This window comes from Diaphorobacter sp. HDW4B, assembly GCF_011305535.1.
Classification (GTDB): Bacteria; Pseudomonadota; Gammaproteobacteria; order Burkholderiales; family Burkholderiaceae_C; genus Diaphorobacter_A.
This window is the reverse complement of the sequence record NZ_CP049905.1, coordinates 860,503-879,545: the sequence shown is the minus strand read 5'-3', so window position 1 is coordinate 879,545 and position 19,043 is coordinate 860,503. Positions and strand designations below refer to the sequence as shown.

The 19,043-nt window shown below is 62.2% G+C and carries 17 protein-coding genes, 1 pseudogene and 1 riboswitch; of the genes and pseudogenes, 12 read left to right on the top strand and 6 right to left on the bottom strand.

The window, feature by feature from the left end:
- Positions 1 to 23 precede the first annotated feature (23 nt).
- The gene (gene hemN / locus G7048_RS04185; RefSeq protein WP_166070785.1) at positions 24 to 1,406 is read left to right on the top strand and encodes an oxygen-independent coproporphyrinogen III oxidase; all 1,383 of its coding nucleotides are present in this window, start codon (positions 24 to 26) and stop codon (positions 1,404 to 1,406) included.
- A 5-nt stretch (positions 1,407 to 1,411) separates the two neighbouring features.
- Positions 1,412 to 2,134 (top strand): sulfite exporter TauE/SafE family protein, encoded by a 723-nt coding sequence (locus G7048_RS04180; protein WP_166066938.1) that lies wholly within the window; start codon positions 1,412 to 1,414, stop codon positions 2,132 to 2,134.
- 317 nt (positions 2,135 to 2,451) lie between these two features.
- Here the strand turns inward: G7048_RS04180 and G7048_RS04175 are convergent, their stop codons facing one another.
- Positions 2,452 to 2,820 carry a cell division protein ZapA gene (locus G7048_RS04175; protein WP_166066937.1) on the bottom strand — a complete coding sequence of 123 codons (369 nt, stop codon included), beginning with the start codon at positions 2,818 to 2,820 and terminating at the stop codon, positions 2,452 to 2,454.
- Complete coding sequence (locus G7048_RS04170) at positions 2,817 to 3,041, bottom strand: DUF904 domain-containing protein (RefSeq protein WP_166066936.1); 225 nt, start codon at positions 3,039 to 3,041, stop codon at positions 2,817 to 2,819. The genes G7048_RS04175 and G7048_RS04170 overlap by 4 nt, the downstream gene beginning before the upstream one ends.
- Before the next feature lie 34 nt (positions 3,042 to 3,075).
- A riboswitch (cobalamin riboswitch) is annotated at positions 3,076 to 3,321 on the top strand.
- Positions 3,322 to 3,432: 111 nt separating this feature from the next.
- On the opposite strand from G7048_RS04170, the gene G7048_RS04165 reads away from it, so the two are divergent.
- The 10 genes from G7048_RS04165 to cobT are packed head-to-tail and all read left to right on the top strand — an operon-like array spanning position 3,433 to position 13,792.
- On the top strand, positions 3,433 to 5,286 hold the full coding sequence (locus G7048_RS04165) for a TonB-dependent receptor domain-containing protein (RefSeq protein ID WP_371747619.1): 1,854 nt from the start codon (positions 3,433 to 3,435) through the stop codon (positions 5,284 to 5,286).
- Between the two features lie 36 nt (positions 5,287 to 5,322).
- Positions 5,323 to 5,913: a bifunctional adenosylcobinamide kinase/adenosylcobinamide-phosphate guanylyltransferase gene (locus G7048_RS04160; RefSeq protein WP_166066934.1), complete on the top strand. Its 591-nt coding sequence runs from the start codon at positions 5,323 to 5,325 to the stop codon at positions 5,911 to 5,913.
- Between the two features lie 3 nt (positions 5,914 to 5,916).
- Positions 5,917 to 6,825 (top strand): ABC transporter substrate-binding protein, encoded by a 909-nt coding sequence (locus tag G7048_RS04155; protein ID WP_166066933.1) that lies wholly within the window; start codon positions 5,917 to 5,919, stop codon positions 6,823 to 6,825.
- 8 nt (positions 6,826 to 6,833) lie between these two features.
- The gene (locus G7048_RS04150; RefSeq protein ID WP_240933161.1) at positions 6,834 to 7,853 is read left to right on the top strand and encodes an iron ABC transporter permease; all 1,020 of its coding nucleotides are present in this window, start codon (positions 6,834 to 6,836) and stop codon (positions 7,851 to 7,853) included.
- The gene (locus G7048_RS04145) at positions 7,850 to 8,656 is read left to right on the top strand and encodes an ABC transporter ATP-binding protein (RefSeq protein ID WP_166066931.1); all 807 of its coding nucleotides are present in this window, start codon (positions 7,850 to 7,852) and stop codon (positions 8,654 to 8,656) included. The genes G7048_RS04150 and G7048_RS04145 overlap by 4 nt, the downstream gene beginning before the upstream one ends.
- A 44-nt stretch (positions 8,657 to 8,700) precedes the next feature.
- Positions 8,701 to 9,270, top strand: coding sequence for a cob(I)yrinic acid a,c-diamide adenosyltransferase (gene cobO / locus G7048_RS04140; protein WP_166066930.1), 570 nt, complete (start codon positions 8,701 to 8,703; stop codon positions 9,268 to 9,270).
- Entirely contained in the window at positions 9,266 to 10,240 is a 975-nt protein-coding gene (gene cbiB / locus G7048_RS04135; protein WP_205750377.1) for an adenosylcobinamide-phosphate synthase CbiB, read from the top strand. Before cobO ends, cbiB begins: the two co-directional genes overlap by 5 nt.
- Positions 10,240 to 11,253 (top strand): aminotransferase class I/II-fold pyridoxal phosphate-dependent enzyme, encoded by a 1,014-nt coding sequence (locus G7048_RS04130; protein WP_166070783.1) that lies wholly within the window; start codon positions 10,240 to 10,242, stop codon positions 11,251 to 11,253. The genes cbiB and G7048_RS04130 overlap by 1 nt, the downstream gene beginning before the upstream one ends.
- Complete coding sequence (locus tag G7048_RS04125; protein ID WP_166066929.1) at positions 11,250 to 12,707, top strand: cobyric acid synthase; 1,458 nt, start codon at positions 11,250 to 11,252, stop codon at positions 12,705 to 12,707. Before G7048_RS04130 ends, G7048_RS04125 begins: the two co-directional genes overlap by 4 nt.
- Positions 12,708 to 12,730: 23 nt before the next feature.
- The gene (gene cobT / locus G7048_RS04120) at positions 12,731 to 13,792 is read left to right on the top strand and encodes a nicotinate-nucleotide--dimethylbenzimidazole phosphoribosyltransferase (RefSeq protein ID WP_166066928.1); all 1,062 of its coding nucleotides are present in this window, start codon (positions 12,731 to 12,733) and stop codon (positions 13,790 to 13,792) included.
- A gap of 16 nt (positions 13,793 to 13,808) precedes the next feature.
- Here cobT and G7048_RS04115 read toward each other — a convergent pair whose 3' ends face one another.
- The 4 genes and pseudogenes from G7048_RS04115 to G7048_RS04100 all read right to left on the bottom strand — a co-directional run bounded on the left by G7048_RS04115 (position 13,809) and on the right by G7048_RS04100 (position 18,950).
- On the bottom strand, positions 13,809 to 16,004 hold the full coding sequence (locus G7048_RS04115; RefSeq protein ID WP_166066927.1) for a DUF1631 family protein: 2,196 nt from the start codon (positions 16,002 to 16,004) through the stop codon (positions 13,809 to 13,811).
- Between the two features lie 199 nt (positions 16,005 to 16,203).
- Positions 16,204 to 16,446: pseudogene (locus tag G7048_RS04110) on the bottom strand (alpha-ketoglutarate permease); the annotation flags it as partial.
- A gap of 123 nt (positions 16,447 to 16,569) precedes the next feature.
- A complete protein-coding gene (gene nth, locus G7048_RS04105; RefSeq protein ID WP_166066926.1) occupies positions 16,570 to 17,208 on the bottom strand; it encodes an endonuclease III in 639 nt (212 codons plus the stop codon).
- Positions 17,209 to 17,255: 47 nt separating this feature from the next.
- Complete coding sequence (locus G7048_RS04100) at positions 17,256 to 18,950, bottom strand: ShlB/FhaC/HecB family hemolysin secretion/activation protein (RefSeq protein ID WP_166066925.1); 1,695 nt, start codon at positions 18,948 to 18,950, stop codon at positions 17,256 to 17,258.
- Between the last annotated feature and the right edge of the window lie 93 nt (positions 18,951 to 19,043).

Genomic DNA, 19,043 nt, shown 5'->3' with positions numbered 1-19,043 from the left:
CAGGCGAACCTATGGAATCCGCTATGCCTGTTGTTACTCCCGAACTCATCCGACAATTCGACGTTTCCGGGCCCCGCTATACGTCCTACCCTACGGCAGATCGCTTCGTTGAAGCGTTTGGTCAAGATGACTATATCCTCGCTCTGCAACAGCGGCGCATTGGTTCTAATGCCAAAGCGTTGCCATTGTCCCTCTATGTGCACGTTCCATTCTGTGAGTCTCTTTGCTATTACTGTGCGTGCAACAAGATTATCACCAAACATCCTGAGAGGGCGGAAGCGTATCTTCGCTATCTGAGTCGTGAGATCGATTTGCATACTGAACACTGCGGTGTCAATCAGCATGTCAGCCAATTGCACATCGGCGGTGGCACTCCGACATTTTTGTCCAATGAGGGTTTGCAGGATCTGATGTCCATGATCCGGCGTAGTTTCGTGCTCGAACCCGGTGGGGAGTACTCCATCGAGATCGATCCGCGAACTGTCAACAATGCTCGATTGATGTTTCTGCACCAACTTGGATTCAATCGTTTGAGTTTCGGTGTTCAGGATTTTGACCCTGAAGTGCAGAAGGCGGTTCACCGCGAGCAGCCAGCCGAGCAGGTATTCCAACTGATGGAAGAGGCGCGCAAGATCGGCTTCGACTCGGTGAACGTCGACCTGATCTACGGCCTGCCGCGCCAGACGCCGGAGTCCTTCGAGCGCACGCTCGCTCAGGTCTGCGAGCTGCGTCCGGATCGGATCGCCTTGTATGCGTACGCTCATCTGCCTGAGCGCTTCAAGCCTCAGCGGCGCATTCTTTCCGATGATCTGCCGATGCCGTCAGCCAAGGTGGCGATGCTTGCTCGCTCACTGGAGGTTTTTCAGGATGCGGGATATGTCTATATTGGCATGGATCACTTCGCGCTTCCCGATGATTCACTGGCCGTTGCCAAGCGTCAGGGTCGTCTGCATCGCAACTTCCAGGGCTACAGCACGCAGTCGGATTGCGACCTGATCGGGCTCGGGGTGTCGGCCATCGGCAAGGTGGGCGCAACCTATAGCCAGAACGCCAAGACGCTGGATGACTACTATGACTGCATCAACCATGGCCGCTTGCCGGTCGTGCGTGGTCTGGCGTTGTCGCGCGATGATTTGCTGCGCCGTTCCGTGATCATGGCGCTCATGTGCCAGGGCGAAATTCTGTTCGAGTCGATCGAGCAGGCGTGGTTGATCGATTTCGCGAGCTACTTCGCGCCGGAATTGGAGCAGCTCGAAGCCATGGAAGAACAGGGGCTGGTGTGCTTGCACGAGGACAGCATCGAGGTGACCGCCATGGGTTGGCATTTCGTGCGCGGCGTCGCCATGCTGTTTGACCGCTATCTGCAGGGCAACCGCAACCGCGAGCGCTTCTCGCGCATCATCTGATCGCCATGTGGGCGATTGCGTGGGCCGCCTTTCTGATGGGCTTGCTGGGCGGCGTGCATTGCCTTGTGATGTGCGCCGCGCCCTGCGGTGCCCTTCTGCAGCCCGCCGGACCAGGGGGTGAGCGCGTCCATGTCGTCAAATTCGTGCGGAATCGGCGCTCCTGGGTTCGTCCACTGCTGTTTCATCTGGGGCGCATTCTCGGATATGCGCTGGTGGGGGCCATGGCAGCCTATGCAATGGAGCGACTCGCGTGGTTCAGTCAGGGCACCATTGCCTTGCGACCAATCTGGAGTCTCGTGCATATCGGCATCATCGGGTGGGGCCTGATGATGGTGATGCGGCTGAGCACTCCTGCATGGATGGAGTCGGCCGGGAGAAACATGTGGCGGCGCATCCAGCCGGTGGTTTCGCGCCCCGGCGGGATATTCGCTGTGGGCTGCGGATGGGCGCTCATGCCCTGTGGGCTGCTTTACTCTGCGCTGCTGCTGGCGGCATTGAGCGGCGGGCCTGTCGCCGGTGCCGTGTCGATGGCGATGTTCGCTCTGGCAAGCGCCGTCTGGCTGGTTGGGGGGCGCTGGGCTTGGCTGAGTCTGCGCGATCGCCTTCGTGATCCGCGCTGGGAGGCATGGGGCGCGCGGCTGGCCGGGCTGGTGCTGATTGGGCTGGGCGGAACGGCGCTCTGGTGGGGTGTCATGCACCAGCAGGCAGCGCCCTGGTGCCAGCCCTGACGGAAACAAAAATGGCTCCTGACGAAAGATCAAGGAGCCATTTTCTGGAAAAAGGTGTCTGCAAACGCCACCGAGCCGTCATCCTGAACCGGGGGTTCAGGTGGGCGAGAGCAACCTGACGTTGGGTTCATCTGACGCGAGACGATCACGCTCATCAGGTAATTTATCAAGCCCCTGCTCGTTGAGCATTGGTTCAAGGAAATATAAAGCCCGACAGCATTGCAGACGCCTCCATTGTAATTCTCTGGAGGACGTCCTTTGAATAGCTGAGGAGAATTTACGGATGTTCCTGGGGCATGGTCCCAGAACCCGCCCGATCAGAGCAGGCGGCCGTCGTCGCCCAGTGTTTCGTCCAGACGCTGAAGCAGGTTTTTGACGCGCGCCTCGTCGTCTTCAGTCAGATCCGCCGTGGTCACTGGGGCTGGGGTTGCCGCAGCGGCTGCCAGCAGGGCTTCGGTCTGCTCTTTGGCTGCCAATGCCGCAGTTTCGTGGTCGCCTATTTCGAAAGCCATGTTCAGCGCTGCCAGCACCGCGATGCGCTCGCGTGCGCGGACCTTGCCAGCGTCGCGGATGCGCGTCATGGCTGCGTCGACACGTTCGACCGCATTCAGCATGCGGGATTCCTGTCCTTCGGGGCAACTCAGCAGATAGCTCTGCTGCATGATCTTGACCTCGATCTGCTTCATGACGCTTCGTCTTTCGAATCCGGAATATCGGGCAGCCGCTCCAGCAGCGAATCCATGCGGTGACGAACCGTCTGAAGGCGGGATTTGAGGGAGTCGCGCTCTTGCGTGAGGGTCAGTACCTGCTGGGACAGCAACGCATTGGTGCGTTGCAATTCAGCATAACGAACCAACAGACGCTCGACGCGCTCGGTGATCTGGTCTAAGGAGGATGGTGGGGCCATACAAAGACTATTGTACGGACCGCGGCATAAACAATCGTAAAATTACGTCGTTGGTGCTCGCGACGTGGTTCACACGCCGCAGTTCAACGGGAAGCAGGGAGGGGTCTCCGCCATGGAATAACCCTCAGCCTGCGCTGCCCCCGCAACGGTCAGCGGACGAATTCCCTCAGGAATTCCCTCTTCGCCATCACAGCCACTGCATGCCTTGAACAAGCACGCGGGAAGGCGGTCGAGGAGTGCACCGCCAGCCCGGATACCGGCCAACACGGTGGTCTTGTGCGCTTTGGAATGAATCCGGCATGGGGTGTCGGGCGTTCGCTGCGTCTCAGGATTGTGATGCCATGGTGCCGACGGGGAGGTCGGACGCGGTGAATTCTCTTTCTATCTTGCGATGACAACCCGAACTGTTGTACTGGCCCGTGCTGCGGCCCTGCCTTTGGCGCTTGCCGCCTGTTTCCCTTCGTTTGCCCAGACTTTGATGGCACAGGCCGCCACGGCCGCCGAACTGCGTGAAACGGTGGTGACCGCCACGCGCGTGGAGCAGCCGCTGTCCGATCTGGTGGCGGACGTGTCCATCATCGATTCCACCACCATCCAGAAGAGCGGTGCGGTGAGCGTCGCCGACGTGCTCTCGCGCGTGCCGGGGGTGCAGATCACCAGCAATGGCGGGCCGGGTGCCAACGCGGGCGTGTTCGTGCGCGGCGGCGAAAACCGCTTCACCGCTGTTTACATCGACGGCGTGCGCGTGGATTCTCAGTCCGTGGGCGGCGCACAGTGGGAGCAGATTCCGCTGTCGCAGATCGACCGCATCGAAGTGTTGCGTGGCCCCGCTGCTGCGGTCTATGGCTCGGATGCCGTTTCTGGTGTGATCCAGCTTTTCACCAAGAAGGGCGAAGGCAAGCCGGCTCCTTACGTGGGCATTGGCTTTGGCAACCAGGGCACGCGCACCGCCGAGGCGGGTGTGAGCGGCAGTGCTGGCGCGTTCGACTATTCGCTGGGTGTCTCGCACGAGCGCAGTGATGGCTTCAACGCCCGCCCCATCGCCACGGCCAATCCGGATGATGACGGCTACAAACGCACAGCAGGCAATGCGCGCCTCGGCTGGAATTTCGCGCCCGGCCAGCGTCTGCAGGCCTCGTTCCTCGCGAGCAATCTGAACTCGCAGTACGACGACTCGATGAAGACCGACGACCACAACCACAACCAGTTGCGCACGGCCGCGCTGTCGTGGGATGCGAAGTGGAACGCCAACTACAGCACGCTGCTGCAGGTGAACCAGTCGGACGCCAAGTACAGCTCCGAGCCCAACTTCTACATGACCGAAACGACGGTGCGCAGCTACCTGTTCCGGAACGAATACCGTCTGGGCATTCACCGCTTCACCGCCGCACTGGAACGCCGCGAGGACGAACTGCACAACCCGGCCACGCAATTTGCGCCCGACCTCAAGCGCGACCGCTCGCAGAACGCGCTGGCGCTGGGTTATGGTTTGATTTCCGGTGCGCACACGCTGCAGGCCAATCTGCGCCGTGACGACGACAGCGAGTTCGGCGGCAAGAGCACCGGCAGCCTGTCGTATGGTTACGCCATCAACAACGAATGGCGCGTGACCGCTGCGGGTGGCACCTCGTTCCGCGCGCCGACGCTGTACCAGCGTTTCAGCGAATACGGCGACGCATCGCTCAAGCCCGAAAGTGGCCGCAATTTCGAGATCGGCACACGCTGGACGCGCGGTTCGAGCAGCGCCGGCATCGTCGCTTACCGCAACCGCGTGAAGAACCTGATCGTTTACGGCGCAGCCGGAACCTGCCCATCCGCATGGGGCTGCTACCAGGCCGTGGGCCGTGCCGAATACGAAGGCGTGACATTGAGTGCCGCGCACAAGCTCGGCCCGGTGTCGCTCAATGGCTCCGTTGATTTCCAGAATCCGCATGACCTGGACACAGGTCGCCAGCTTGCTCGCCGCTCCAAGCGCTACGCCAAGCTGAGCGCGGATACCGACATCGCAGGTTGGACGGTCGGCGCAGAAATGAACGCCGCATCGCGTCGCTACGACAGTTCGTCCGGCAGCAACATGCTGGGCGGCTACACGGTGTTCAATCTGTACACGAGCACGAACATCGGTCGCGATTTCACGCTGCTCGCCCGCGTGAACAATTTGGCCGACAAGGACTACCAACTGGCGCGCAACTACGCCACGCCGGGGCGCACGCTCTACGTCGGCCTGAAGTGGGCTCCGCAGTAAAGCCGCAAGCAAAGCAGTAAGCCGCACAGGATCCGCATGTCGACAGCAGCCATCGAGCACTTCTCCATCGCACGCAGCGAGCTGATTCTGGGCGGCCAGAAAAGCGGCAAGTCACGCCGAGCCGAATTGCTCGCGCGGCAGTGGCTTGCCGAAGATCCGTCGCACCGCGCCAGCCTCATCGCCACGGGGCAGGCGTGGGACGACGAGATGCGTGCGCGCATCGCTCGCCATCAGCGTGACCGCGCCGAGCGCGTGCCGGGATTGGCCACGCTGGAGGAGCCGCGCGCGGTGGGTGAGTTGATCGCAGCCACTTCGACCCACGAGACCTTGCTGGTCGTCGATTGCCTGACGCTCTGGCTCACCAACTGGCTCATGCCGGTCGAATCCACGGACGCGGATAAACAGGAGTGGGCGACCCAATCGGCTACATTTTTGCGTGCTTTGCGAGAAGCGCCCGGACCCGTCATCCTGGTGGGTAACGAGATTGGTTTGGGCGTGATTCCCATGGGGCGCGAGGTGCGCGCTTTTGTGGATGCATTGGGTGTGCTGAATCAGCAGGTTGCCGGTGCGTGTTTCCGCGTGACCTTGATGGTGGCGGGCCTGCCGTTGAGTTTGAAAGATGAGTGAGTGATGAGTGGTGAATCCAGCGGCCGTCGCAAAGCCCCATTTCAAATCCAGCGTGCCCTGTTTGCACTGGCTGCTGCCGCGTGCTTGGCGACATCGGCACACGCCGTCCAGATCACCGATGATCGCGGAAAAACCTTTGAATTCAAGGCTGCGCCGCAGCGTATCGTGAGTTTGCTGCCGTCGCTGACGGAGAGCGTCTGCGCGTTGCAGCAGTGTCATCGACTGGTCGGAACGGACCGTTATTCCAACTGGCCTGAAGCGGTCAACAAATTGCCGAAACTCGGCGGTGGTGTCGATCCCAACATAGAGTCCGTCGTTGCACTCAAGCCGGATTTGATTCTGATGTCCACCAGCGGTCGTGGACGTGACCGTCTGGAAGCACTGGGCTTCACCGTGGTGGCGATGGAGCCGCGCCGTCTGGTGGATGCCGAGCGTGTGCTCAACACGCTGGGTGCGATTCTCCATGTTCCGCCGGAGCAGGGGGCCAAGCGCACCTGGCGCGAGATCGATGCGGCAGTGGAAGCGGCCAGACAATCGCTGCCTGCCAACGTCAAAGGGGCTCGTGTCTATTTTGAAGTGAGTCGCGGACCTTACGCGGCCGGTGAAAAGTCCTTTATGGGCGAAATCCTCACGCGACTGGGTGCACGCAATGTGATTCCGGCGTCGCTCGGGCCCTTCCCGCGGCTCAATCCCGAATTCATCGTGCGCGCGAATCCCGATGTGATCATGATCGGCAATCGCAGCATGCAGGAAGCCACGACTTATCCGGGCTGGAGCGCGATGAAGGCAGTGCGCGAAAAGCGCGTCTGCACGTTTGATGCCGCCGAGTCCGATGTGCTGGTGCGTCCCGGTCCGCGCATGGCCGAAGCCGCGCGCCTCATGGCCCGTTGCCTGGCAGACAAGGCACCATGAATTCGAGCATGACTGCACTCTCCACCAATCGCCATCGAGCAGCATGGCTGATGTTGGCGCTGGTGCTCATCAGCCTGTTGCTGGTTGCGGTCGGCGCGGCCGTGGGCAGCACGGGTTTCGAGAGTCTGCTGCATCTCTCCGATGATCCCGTCGCCCGCCAGATCGTCACCGAAATCCGCTTGCCGCGCACGGTCGGTGCCTGGCTTGCAGGCGGCTTGCTGGGGCTGGCGGGCGCGATTGCACAGGGGCTGTTTCGCAATCCGTTGGCCGATCCCTATCTGCTTGGCAGCGCCGCGGGCGCGACGTTGGGCGGTGCCATGGCAATGGCATGGTTGGGCGTAGCGCCTGCGTCGGCCAGCCTGCTGGCGCGCATGGGCATCACCGGCGTGGCCTTTGTGGGCGCGGCTGGTGCGGTCATGCTCACCTTGATTTTGGCGCGTGGCGCACAACATACTTTGCGCCTGTTGCTGGCCGGTGTGATCGTCGGCGTGGTGCTGGGTGCCGCGCGCGATCTGGTTGAATTGAGTTCGCCGGAAATCCTGCAGGCCATGCAGGCGTTCACGTTGGGAACGACCGCGTTTGTGGGCTGGTCCGCTGTGGGCTTGATGATGGCGAGCTGGTTGCTGTGCGCCGTCACGGCATGGGCGCTGGCGCGTGCGCTGGATGGTTTGACCTTGGGTGAGGCGACCGCCGCAAGTCTCGGTTTGCCGCTGGGCCCGATGCGCGCGGGGCTGATTGCCGCGATGGCTTTGGCGACGGGAACCGCCGTGGCGCACACCGGCCTGATCGCCTTTGTTGGCTTGGCCGCGCCGCATCTGGTGCGCTCGATGGTGCGTGTCACGCATCCATGGCATGTGGTGCTTTCCAGCGTGATGGGCGCGGTACTTTTGTTGGCTGCGGACGTGCTTGCGCGCTGGTTGATTGCGCCTCAGGAATTGCCGGTGGGCGTGCTCACGGCCGCGCTGGGCGGCACCTATCTGCTGTGGCTCATGCACCGTCGCACGGCGGGCGGAGGTGGTGGACTATGACCTCGACCCCCATGGCCATTCGCGCCAGAAACGTCACCGTGCGCGCAGGCGATGTCGAGATTCTTCATGGCATCGATCTGGATATTCCGGCAGGTCGCTGGACCAGCATCGTCGGTCCGAACGGCGCAGGCAAATCTACCATGCTCAAGGCGATTTCGGGCTTGCTCAAGCACGCGAAAGTGCAGGCCGATGTGGAGCTGCTGGGCCAGCCATTGCATCGGATTCCCGTGCGTGAACGGGCACGCCGCATGGCATGGCTTGGGCAGAACGAAGTCGCCATGGAAGAGCTGCAAGTGCATGACGTGGTGATGCTGGGGCGTCTGCCGCACCAGGCGTGGTTGGCACCTCCTGGCAAGGCGGATTTCGATGCGGTGGAGCAGGCGCTGCGTGCCACGCAGGCATGGTCGTGGCGCATGCGTCCACTGTCGCAGCTTTCGGGTGGCGAGCGCCAACGCGTGCTGCTGGCGCGCGCCCTTGCGGTGCAGGCCGAAGTGCTGCTGATGGACGAGCCGCTCGCGAATCTCGATCCTCCGCATCAGACCGACTGGATGCACACCGTGCGCGATCTGGTCGATGCCGGAAGCACCGTGGTCAGCGTGCTGCATGAGGTGTCGATTGCGCTGCAGGCCGACGACATGGTGATCATGGCGAATGGCCGTGTGCAGCACCATGGCGCATGCAACGACGCGGCAACCCATGCTGCGCTGGAGCAGGTGTTTGAGGACCGCATCCGCGTGCAGCATGTCGACGGTGTCTGGGTCGCGCTGCCGCACTGGCGCTCGCGTGCCAAGGCCGAAGTCTGAATCTTCAATTCAACGCAATCAACGCAATCAACGGAACAAGCAAGATGGAAATCGAAAACCCGCCAGTGGACAAAAGCTACGAAAAGCCCGATGGCGAACGACGCGGCCTGTTGCTCGTGAACACGGGCGACGGCAAGGGAAAGAGCACGGCGGCGTTTGGTCTCGCATTGCGCGCACATGGTCGCGGCAAGAAGGTCAAGATCTTCCAGTTCATGAAGGTGCCGACGGCGCGCTTTGGCGAGCACCGCATGTTTGAAAGTCTGGGCATTCCGATCGAAGGTCTCGGCGACGGATTCAGTTGGAAGAGCCGCGATCTGGAGCATTCCGCCGTGCTGGCGCGCGAAGGCTGGGAACGTGCGCGCGAGGTCATCATGGCGGGCGAGCACTTTCTCGTGGTGCTCGACGAAATCACGTACCCGCTGATCTACGGCTGGTTGCCGCTTGACCAGGTGCTGGCCACTTTGGCCGAGCGTCCACGTCACGTGCATGTGTGCATGACGGGCCGTCGCTGCCCGCAGGAAATCATCGACGTGGCGGACACCGTCACCGAGATGAAACTGATCAAACACGCGTTCAAGGCGGGCATTCCCGCGCAGCGCGGCATCGAAGATTGACGGGGCGGGCGGCATCTTGCAGACAGGCGGCATTTTCGCGTTGGCATTGCTGATCGCTTTGGCGGTCGATCGTTGGTGGGGTGAGCCCGTTGCGTGTTGGCATCCTGTGGTGTGGATGGGGCGCGCCTTGCAACGCGCGGGCGATGCCACGGCACCGACCGAGCCCACGGAGCGCGACATGGTCAGCTTCTGGCGTGCTGCCCTGTGCTGGTGCGTGATTGCGTTGATCTGTTTGACAGTGGCCGTTTTGCTGCAAGCGGCCATTCTTTGCTACGCGCCGTGGTGGGTGGCTTGCGTGCTGCTGGGCTTGCTGATCAAGCCGATGCTGGCGTGGCGGATGCTCAGTTCCGAAGTGACGGCTGTGGAGGATGCGCTGAGCCGATCATTGGCCGATGGACAAACACAACTGGGCCGATTGGTCAGCCGCGATGTGCATGTGCTCAGCGATGTGCAGGTGCGTGAAAGCGCCATCGAATCGCTGGCCGAAAATCTGAATGACTCCGTCGTCGCGCCCATCTTCTGGCTGGTGGTGGCGGGGCTTCCTGGTGCCGTGCTCTACCGCTTTGCCAACACGGCCGATGCGATGTGGGGCTACCCAGGAATGCGCGGTGGGCGCTACTGGCAATGGGCGGGCAAGTGGGCCGCGCGCGCGGACGATGTGCTGTCGTGGATTCCGGCGCGCATCACCGCTGCCGCTCTGTGGCTGGTGACGGGGTGCGAGCGCTGGAGTGCGCTGGTTCGCAATGCGCGCGTCACGCCTTCGCCCAACAGCGGCTGGCCGATGGCAGCGATGGCGCTGGCGCTCGATGTGCGTTTGTCCAAGCCCGATGTCTATGTGCTCAATCCCGAAGGTCGTCAGGCGGAGCAGGGCGACATCGCACGTGCGGCGGCCATTGCATCGCGTGCAGTGGGTTGCGTGGTGGCGGTTGCGGTGCTGAGTCTGGTTTCGATGGTGGTGGTGCGCGCATGATGACGTTGCAGACCATTGCCGAGTCGATCCATGGCGGACCGGATTCGCAAGGCGTTCCGCAGCACGATTTTTCGACCAATGCGAACGCGTGCGGGCCTTGCGAGATCACGGTGTCTGCGTTGAAAAATGTGGACGCGGCGCACTATCCCGACCCGAACTACACGCAGCTTCGCGAGCGGCTTGGTTCGTTTCATGGCGTCGCTGCCGATCGCATTGTTCTGGCCGCAAGTGCCAGTGAATTCATGCAACGCATCAGCGCGTTTGCGACACGCATCGGCATCCACCATGCGCGGGTGCCAGAGCATGGTTATGGCGACTACACACGTGCTGCGCGTGTATGGGGCCTAGGGCTGGATGCTGCTGACAACGTGCCGGTTCTGCATTGGGCTTGCGAACCGGCGAGCCCGTTGGGAACGCGCGATTCGGCCATCGATGAATGGCTAAATGGAGTGGAGTCAACGTGCGATATTCGCGTGCTGGATTGCGCTTACGTGCCGTTGATACTGGACGGCGCATTGCCGCGTTTACCTCCATCAGCGTGGCAGTTGTGGACGCCGAACAAGGCGCTTGCGTTGACGGGTGTGCGCGCGGCTTATGCGATTGCGCCCGCGCATGTGTCGCCGGAACATCTTGCGCTGTTGCGCGCGATGTCGGCCTCGTGGCCCGTGGGCTCGCATGGTGTGGAAATGCTGGAGAGCTGGGTTCAGCCAGCAGTGCAGGCATGGGTGCTTGAATCGTTGACGACGTTGAGCAATTGGAAGAGGGCCCAAATTGCGCTGTGTGAATCGCTGGGTTGGCAGGTGGTTTCGGGCAGTCTGGCGAATTACTTCACCGCAGCGCTGCCGCAGGATTGCCGCATGGACGAGGCGCTGGACGCATTGCGAAAGCAGGGCATCAAGCTGCGCGATTGCGCGTCGTTCGGGTTGCCGCAGCATGTGCGTGTGGGCGTTCTGCCATTGCACTCGCAGGCTGCGTTGAAAGAACATTGGAACAACAAGGGAGTCTTCGCATGAGCGCACGCTGCATCATGGTTCTGGGTACGACGAGCGGGGCTGGCAAGAGCTGGCTCACCACGGCGCTGTGCCGTTGGTATGCGAATCAGGGGTTGAAGGTGGCGCCGTTCAAAGCGCAGAACATGAGCAACAACGCGCGCGTCGTTGCCGCGCCCGATGGCGGCTTTGGCGAGATCGGCAGCGCGCAGTATTTTCAGGCGCTGGCCGCTCGCGCCGTGCCCGATGTGCGCATGAATCCCTTGCTGCTCAAGCCCGAAGCCGATACGCATAGTCAGGTGGTTTTGCTGGGGCAGGTGAGCAAGGAACTCACCGCGCTGCCATGGCGTGGTCGCAGCCAGAAAGTCTGGCCGCAGATTGCCGCTGCACTGGACGAGCTGCGAGCGGAGAACGATGTGGTCGTGATCGAAGGCGCAGGCTCGCCCGCCGAGATCAATCTGCATGCCAGCGATGTGGTGAACATGCGTGTCGCCAGGCATGGCGATGCGCGCTGCCTGCTGGTCTCCGACATCGATCGCGGTGGCGCGTTTGCGCATCTGTTCGGCACGTGGGCGCTGTTGCCGCAGGACGAGCAAGCGCTGATCAAAGGCTTTGTGCTCAACAAGTTTCGCGGCGATGCCAAGCTGCTGGCGCCTGCGCCGCAGATGCTGTTCGAGCGCACCGGCATTCCGGTGGTGGCGACGATTCCGATGCAATGGAATCACGGCTTGCCGGAGGAAGATGGCGTGTTCGACGACCGCGCGCAAGGATCGTCTGGCGCGGTGCACACGCGCATTGCGGTGATCGCTTATCCGCGCATCAGCAATCTGGATGAATTTCAGCCACTCAAGAACGTGACGGGTGTGCGTTTGAATTGGGCGCGCAGTCCGGCCGATGTCGAAGGCGCGGATTGGATCATTCTGCCTGGCTCCAAGTCCACGGCTGCCGATCTCGCATGGCTGCGTTCACAGGGACTCGATGCGGCCATTGCGGCGCATGCGGCCAAGGGCGGCATGGTGCTGGGCGTATGTGGTGGCTTGCAGATGCTGGGCGAGGCGCTGATCGATACCGTGGGTGTGGATGGCAATGCGCCGGGCCTTGGGTTGCTGCCGTTGGTCACCAGCTTTGAAGAGAACAAGACGGTGCAACTGACCAGCACGCAGTTCGGTGAATTGCATGGCGGCTGGAAGGCGTTGTCCGGTGTGACCGTGCGCGGCTATGAAATCCACCACGGCCAGACTGCGCAGCATCCGGCGATGGCGGCTGCGGGCGATGTGGTGCAGGAGGTGATTCCCAATGTGGCGTGGCAGAACGGTGCAGGCAATGTGCTGGGTCTGTATCTGCATGGCATGTTTGAAGATGCCCATGTGCTGCAGGCCTTGTTCGGCACGCGCGCGACCACGCTGGATGCCGTGTTCGAGCGCATGGCGCAGGGCGTGGGCGAGTGGTTCGACCCTGCCTTTCTGGCGCTGGACTGATGATTTTGAAAGAGTGAAGAAGAATGACTACGTTGATTCCCGAAATTGCTTCGATTGCCGATGAAGGCTTGAGCGCGCGTCTGCAAAAGCGCATCGACAGCAAGACCAAGCCGCTGGGCGCATTGGGCAAGCTGGAAACGCTGGCGCATCGCATCGGCAGCATTCTGGGCACGGAAGAACCTGTGCTGCGCGAGCCGCAGATGCTGGTGTGCGCGGCGGATCATGGTCTGGCGGCCAAGGGCGTTTCGGCTTATCCCAGCGATGTGACCTGGCAGATGGTCGAGAACTTTCTGGCGGGCGGCGCGGCGGTGAGCGTGCTGGCACGCCAGAACGGTTTGGCGCTGACCGTGGTGGACTGCGGCGTGGCGCGCGAGATTCCTCAGCGAGAGCACCGGCTGGGCGCACCGCGACTGGTTTCGTGCCGCATTGCTGCGGGCACGCAGGACGCAAGCGTCGGTCCGGCGATGACGATGGCGCAATGCGAGCAGGCCATCGAGAACGGCAAGCAACTGGTGAAGAACATGCCGGGCAATGCCGTGATGCTGGGCGAAATGGGCATCGGCAACACCTCGGTGGCGTCGTTGCTGCTTGCGCGATTGGGTGGCGTGTCGCTGGCCGAATGCACGGGAGCTGGCACAGGGTTGAACGCGGCTGGCGTGGCGCGCAAGTTGCAGATTCTGGAGACCGCATTGCAAGCCAACGCCGACGCGAAACAGCCTTTGCAAGCGCTCGCCGCACTCGGCGGGTTTGAAGTCGCAACGCTCACGGGTGCCGTGTTGCAAGCGGCGGCGGAGCGTCGCGTGATCGTGGTCGATGGTTTCATCACGACGGCTGCGGTGCTGGTCGCAAGCCAGTTGCAGCCTGCGGTGCTGGAGCGCTGCGTGTTCGCGCACCGCTCGGGCGAACCGGGTCACACGCACATGCTGCGGCTGCTCAAGGGCGATGCGCTGCTCGACATGGGTTTGCGTCTGGGCGAAGGTTCGGGTGCGGCGCTGGCATGGCCGCTGCTGGAATCGGCCTGCGTGTTTTTGCGCGAGATGGCGAGCTTCGAATCGGCCGGAGTGGACGGCAGCAACGCTGCTTGATTGACGCAGTTTCAGGTTAGGACGCGCCGCGTTCCGCGCCAGGGCCATCCACGCGTCGCAGGCCGCCTTTGCCGACCAGGCCTTCGAGCATGCGGCGAGTCAGTGACTGCGAGGTGCGATCTGCGGCGACGAACATGAACGATGTACGTCCCTCGTTGACCCAGGTGAGCTGCGTGCGGATGCAGCGCTGTTTGATCCACATGTCGAACCACTGGCCCGATGCCAGCGTTTGAACGAACGAGTCGACATGGGATGGCTCCGTCGGCTTTGCGTGGTTCGTTTCGTCATTCGCAGCGGGTGGCGCACTGTCGGGTGCGGTGCCGCTGTCCAGCGCGATCTGGAGACGGTCCACACGCTGCAGCAACGGCGCGATCTCGGCGGTCGAGTAGCCGATGCTTGCAAGGCCATGGTGAACGTGGCGGCGAATGCTCTCGATCCATGGGCGCAGGCGGAGTGCGTCGTCGACATCGATCTTGGGCTGCACGCACCAGAGCAGCACGGGCGCGATGGTCAGATATTTGTTGGCGCGTTGGCTGTCGCTCGCGCATTGCATGTGGGCGGTGACGCGCGCCCATGGGCCGGTCAGAAAATCACGCCAATGGTCGGGTGCCTGTTGCGCTGTCGGAAGCGCTGCAAACGCAAGAGAATGCGCCCGCACCAAGGCCTGGAATGCATCCGCATGGCCTGCGGCAGAGCGCGCGATCAGGCCCGCGGCGGCCTTGTTCCACGCGCGATCCCAGGTCAGCACCATGTGTTCGAACGCGGTTGCGTCTCGCACGGGAAGGGCCACCAGATTGCGCGCCGTGTCGTCGGCGAGTGCGATGAATCGGTCGAACTGGCGGGTGCTTTCGCTGCGGGCGTTCAGTCCTGTCTGCACGACGGCGCTGAGCAGTCTGCGGGCCGCGTGCTTTTCATCGGTCAGAAAGCTGTCGTCGCGTCGCGCCAGACGAACCAGCGCCGGTTCAAAGCTGCGCACGATAGGGCTGAAGGCTTCGGGCAGCGCTTGTTCGCGAAGGATCTGTTCGAGCAGTTGCTGTATTGCCGTGGTGCTGGAGACGGGTTGATCGGCTGCGGAGGTGCTGGCAGCCGTGGTCTCTTCTGGCTTGACTGCTGCGGCCGCTTCTTTTTTTTCCGACTCCTGTTCTGCAGACTTCGGCGGGAGAAATTCGAACTCCGGCCGCGCTCTCATCGCCGCCAGATCTTCATCGGAAGTGGGCAGCGCGTTCGTCAAACCCGTGACGAATTCCGCGCTTTGGATCAGCGAGTTCATGCCGCCGGAGCTGACCTCCTTGGTCAGTGCAAAAGGCGAGGCGGCGTCGGCAGGTGCTGCGGGATCCGGATCGGTTTCCAACGAAGGAAAGGACAGCGTCGGCTCCGACGGATTGCTCGAAGGCAGCGAGGGGAAGGCGAAGTCGCTTTCCTTGAACGAGTGCAGCACCGAGAAGCCGGAGAACACCGCCGGTGCATAGGTGTGCACGGGGGTGGCCAAGGGCGCTGCCGTGGGCACGATCAGATACGCGGCCTCTTCGATGGCCGCATCCGGCACCGTGTATTCCTTGGGGCGGGTTAGGGAATAGTTGATGGGCTCGACGCCTTGTGCGGTGAGCCGGCTGATCAAGGCCTTGTAGAGCAGCACCAGCTCGTTGCCCAGCGCGGTGCCCATGTGCTGGAACCACATCTGCCGGGCCTGGAAATCGACGCCAGCGGTCTCGAAAACCTGCTGCAGGGCGAGGATGTAGCTCTCCGGCTGGAAGGGGTTGCTATCGGGCCGCACGCGCATGAGACCTCGTGCGGCGCTGGTGTAGGAGTTCAGCAAGGCGCAATCGACTTCGGTCGCGGTGATGACGTTGTGGCGCAGTTGCGAGAGCGCCATCTGCGCGCTGAATTCGTGGTCCTGCAGGATGGTGAGCTTGTTGAAAGGGACTTCTGTCCGGCGCACGATGGTGCCTGCCGTGTCAGCCCGAATCGCGTCGAACTGCTTCTGGAGTTCAGCGGGGTAGGTGGCGATCAGCTCGTTCTCGTACTTCACCAGCATGTGCGTGGCGTTGTGCAAGGCCAGCATCTGGTTGGGCGAGGAGGCGTTCAGGCGCGCCTCCACCATGGACCGGCGTCCGATGACGAGAACCTGCGTCAGCAGTGTCGAACTGGTCTTGACGCTTTCCTGAATGCAATCCTCGAGAGCTTTCGTGAAGGAGTCGGGTTGCGGAGGCATAGCCTGAGTCAATTGTGTTTAAACAACATTATCATACGTTCTATTGATAGTGTTGCAACTCATTGAAACAAAAGGGCTGATGCGCGCCGTGTGGAATCTTCTTGCTCTGATTTTTGCCTGAATCAGTGATCGTGGTGCAGATATGCGGCCTGCTTGGGCAGGCGCAGGCTGAACAGAAAGGCGATCACCATCATCATCGTCCGCCGAAGGGGCGGATCAGGAATCCGGCGGCGAACACGCCAGCGGTGTTCAGCAACTGGACCGTGAGATCGGACTTGGGAATGAGCGCTCCCGCAACGTAGAGCGCGGAAAACGCTTAGACATAGAAGTCGAACCACTCCACCAGATTGCCGGACGAGGCCGTCATGAGCGCGAAGATGCGGTGGCGTTTTTCCTCTGGCGAGTAGACACCGGGCTGGAGTGGAGTGGACGCTGTTCCCATGGCGGTTGGCCTTTTGTGAACGGTGCTGTTGGAGTCTTTTGAAGGATTGTTCTCCTTCCATATGCATCGCTCATGTCAGCCAACGCGCCGTCTGGCGACTTTGTCTGCGCGCGCCAATCCGCCTCAGGCTGACGTGGTCTTAGGTTTGAAATCGCAGTACTGCGAGACCACGCATTCCCAGCAGCGCGGTTTGCGGGCCTGGCAGACATAGCGGCCCAGCAGAATCAGCCAGTGGTGCGAATCGACCGCGTACTCATCGGGCACGCGCTTCATGAGTTGCAGCTCGACGGCGAGCGGGTCTTTGCCGGGTGCGAGACCCGTGCGGTTGCTCACGCGGAAGATGTGTGTGTCCACCGCCATGGTCGGCTGGCCGAAGGCGACGTTGAGCACCACGTTGGCGGTCTTGCGACCCACGCCGGGCAGGGCCTGCAGTTCTTCGCGCGTATGCGGCACCTTGCGGTCGTGGCGCTCGACGAGGATCCGGCAGGTCTCCATCAAATGCTTGGCCTTGCTGCGGTACAGGCCGATGGTCTTGATGTAGCTCTCCAGCTTTTCCAGCCCCAGATCGAGGATGGCCTGCGGCGTGTTGGCCACCGGGAACAGCTTGCGCGTGGCCTTGTTCACGCCCACGTCGGTGGCCTGCGCGGACAGCAGGACGGCGGTGAGCAGCTCGAACACGGAGGTGTATTCCAGCTCGGTATTGGGTTGTGGGTTGGCCGCTTTCAGCGTGGCGAAGAAGGGCTCGATGTCGCTCTGTTTCATGGTGCCGCATTGTCGCAGCACCATGAAGGCAGAGGAAAGGGCAGAGACTACAGATCGAGGTTGTAGCTCAGGATCAGACCGTAGCGCAGCGAACGCTCGGGGTTGTTGGCCGTGCGCGCGCCCAGCGGCTTGGAGACCGACAGATCGAGCGAGTAGTGCTTGTTGTCGGCAAAGCGCGCACCAAGGCTGGCGGACTTTATCGTCGTGGCGACGGTGCCTGCCGTGTTCTGCCAGAGCTTGGCGTGTTCGTACAGCACATAGGGCTCGACGCTCTTGAGCCACTTGCTGTCCATGCCGAACAGGTAGTTCAGCTCGACGTTTGCACCGATGCCCTTGTCGCCCGAGAACTCGCCCGGCGCATAGCCTCGGCCATAGCGCGAGCTGCCGAACGACACGCGCTCGGGCGTGGGCAGGATGTCGCCCGAATACTGACCGCCGACACCGAAGGCCGCGCCCAGCTTGCTGGCAAAGCGATGGCGCTCGGAATAGTCGCCGCTCAAGCGCGTGAAGTTGAGCTTCGCCGGGTTCTCCGCCATCGGTTGACCGACGTTGTTGCCGCGATCGAAACCTGCGCCCAGACCATCGACGCCTTGCGTCAAAGTCACGTTGGCCGAACGGCCCACCGTAGCGGCGGACTTGGACCAGGCGACCTGTGCGTACAGAGCACGCACGCGTTCCTCGTCGTGGATGCTGATCTGGTTGGCAGGCACCCAGTATTCCTTGCGGTAGTTCAGTCCGTAGAAACCGGCGGTGGTGCTGAGCTGCTCGTTGCCTGCGACGATCCACGGATGCGTCACGCTCAGGTCGAGCTTGCGCTGGGTGGTGGTGTCGTCGATGCCCGGCAGCTTGGACAGCGGATCGTTGTGGCTGCGGTAGTCCGAAAAACTCACGCGCGCCATGGTGCCTGCGGCGTTGAGCATCTGCGTGAAACCGGCAGACAGAAAACGCTCGTCGCTCGGATTGCGCAGCAAGGTCGAGAACTGGAACTGGCTGCCTTGCCAGAACGGATCGTTGACCAGCACATTCGCCATGAAGCGCGAGGTGGGCTTGCGCAACTCGCCGCCGACCGAGACGATGATCGGCTTGTGCTTGGCCTTGAGGACCAGCGGCGTCGCGCCATCGGTCGTGGTGGGCAGATTGGCGATGGCGGCGATCTCGATGCCGGGCAGGCGCGTCATCAACTGCGTCTGCTTCTGGAAGGTGGCGGCGGTGAGCGGACGCTCCTTGAGCAGCGGCTCGGCGATCTCGCGCACCAGCGCTTCGGACTTGCCGAAATCACCTTCCAGCTCGACCCGCTGCAGATAGCCCTCGACCACATTGAAGCGCACGACGCCGCCCGCGAAATCCTGCGCCGGAACAAACGCGAAGGACAACGCGTAGCCGCGTTGCTGGTACAGCGCAGTCACCTTCTGCGCGGCGGCCATCAGGTCTGCCACCGTGTGCGTGCCGCCGGACAACGGGGCGAGCAAGGCGCTGACCTCCTCGAACGGAATGGCCGACACGCCTTGCACATCGACGCGCGTGACCTGCACCTTGGCGGCCAGCACCTGCTCGACCTGACTTTGCGGCGGCGCGACCTGCAGGGGCACCTGCGCCTGCGGCTGGGGCGCGGGCACCGAAGGCAGTGTGTTCAATGGATTGCCGCCAGCAGTCGCGGATTGCGCGTGGCTGAGCAGGGGCGAAAAGCACAAAAAGACTGCCAGTGCGGGCAGTCTGAGAGAGAAAGTGGCGGGGTAAATCATGATCGACCTTCTTGTCGTGAGTAATGGCGCGGTCCCCGCATGTCGCTAGGCGCCTCTCGAAACACACAACAGCAACAGCGGTTTCGTAAGAAA

What these genes read in the sequence shown, in the direction of transcription:
- hemN (WP_166070785.1), top strand. Translation starts at nt 24, where the DNA reads ATGCCTGTTGTTACTCCCGAACTCATCCGACAATTCGACGTTTCCGGG.
- G7048_RS04180 (WP_166066938.1), top strand. Translation starts at nt 1,412, where the DNA reads ATGTGGGCGATTGCGTGGGCCGCCTTTCTGATGGGCTTGCTGGGCGGC.
- G7048_RS04175 (WP_166066937.1), bottom strand. Translation starts at nt 2,820, where the DNA reads ATGAAGCAGATCGAGGTCAAGATCATGCAGCAGAGCTATCTGCTGAGT.
- G7048_RS04170 (WP_166066936.1), bottom strand. Translation starts at nt 3,041, where the DNA reads ATGGCCCCACCATCCTCCTTAGACCAGATCACCGAGCGCGTCGAGCGT.
- G7048_RS04165 (WP_371747619.1), top strand. Translation starts at nt 3,433, where the DNA reads ATGACAACCCGAACTGTTGTACTGGCCCGTGCTGCGGCCCTGCCTTTG.
- G7048_RS04160 (WP_166066934.1), top strand. Translation starts at nt 5,323, where the DNA reads ATGTCGACAGCAGCCATCGAGCACTTCTCCATCGCACGCAGCGAGCTG.
- G7048_RS04155 (WP_166066933.1), top strand. Translation starts at nt 5,917, where the DNA reads ATGAGTGGTGAATCCAGCGGCCGTCGCAAAGCCCCATTTCAAATCCAG.
- G7048_RS04150 (WP_240933161.1), top strand. Translation starts at nt 6,834, where the DNA reads ATGACTGCACTCTCCACCAATCGCCATCGAGCAGCATGGCTGATGTTG.
- G7048_RS04145 (WP_166066931.1), top strand. Translation starts at nt 7,850, where the DNA reads ATGACCTCGACCCCCATGGCCATTCGCGCCAGAAACGTCACCGTGCGC.
- cobO (WP_166066930.1), top strand. Translation starts at nt 8,701, where the DNA reads ATGGAAATCGAAAACCCGCCAGTGGACAAAAGCTACGAAAAGCCCGAT.
- G7048_RS04130 (WP_166070783.1), top strand. Translation starts at nt 10,240, where the DNA reads ATGACGTTGCAGACCATTGCCGAGTCGATCCATGGCGGACCGGATTCG.
- G7048_RS04125 (WP_166066929.1), top strand. Translation starts at nt 11,250, where the DNA reads ATGAGCGCACGCTGCATCATGGTTCTGGGTACGACGAGCGGGGCTGGC.
- cobT (WP_166066928.1), top strand. Translation starts at nt 12,731, where the DNA reads ATGACTACGTTGATTCCCGAAATTGCTTCGATTGCCGATGAAGGCTTG.
- G7048_RS04115 (WP_166066927.1), bottom strand. Translation starts at nt 16,004, where the DNA reads ATGCCTCCGCAACCCGACTCCTTCACGAAAGCTCTCGAGGATTGCATT.
- nth (WP_166066926.1), bottom strand. Translation starts at nt 17,208, where the DNA reads ATGAAACAGAGCGACATCGAGCCCTTCTTCGCCACGCTGAAAGCGGCC.
- G7048_RS04100 (WP_166066925.1), bottom strand. Translation starts at nt 18,950, where the DNA reads ATGATTTACCCCGCCACTTTCTCTCTCAGACTGCCCGCACTGGCAGTC.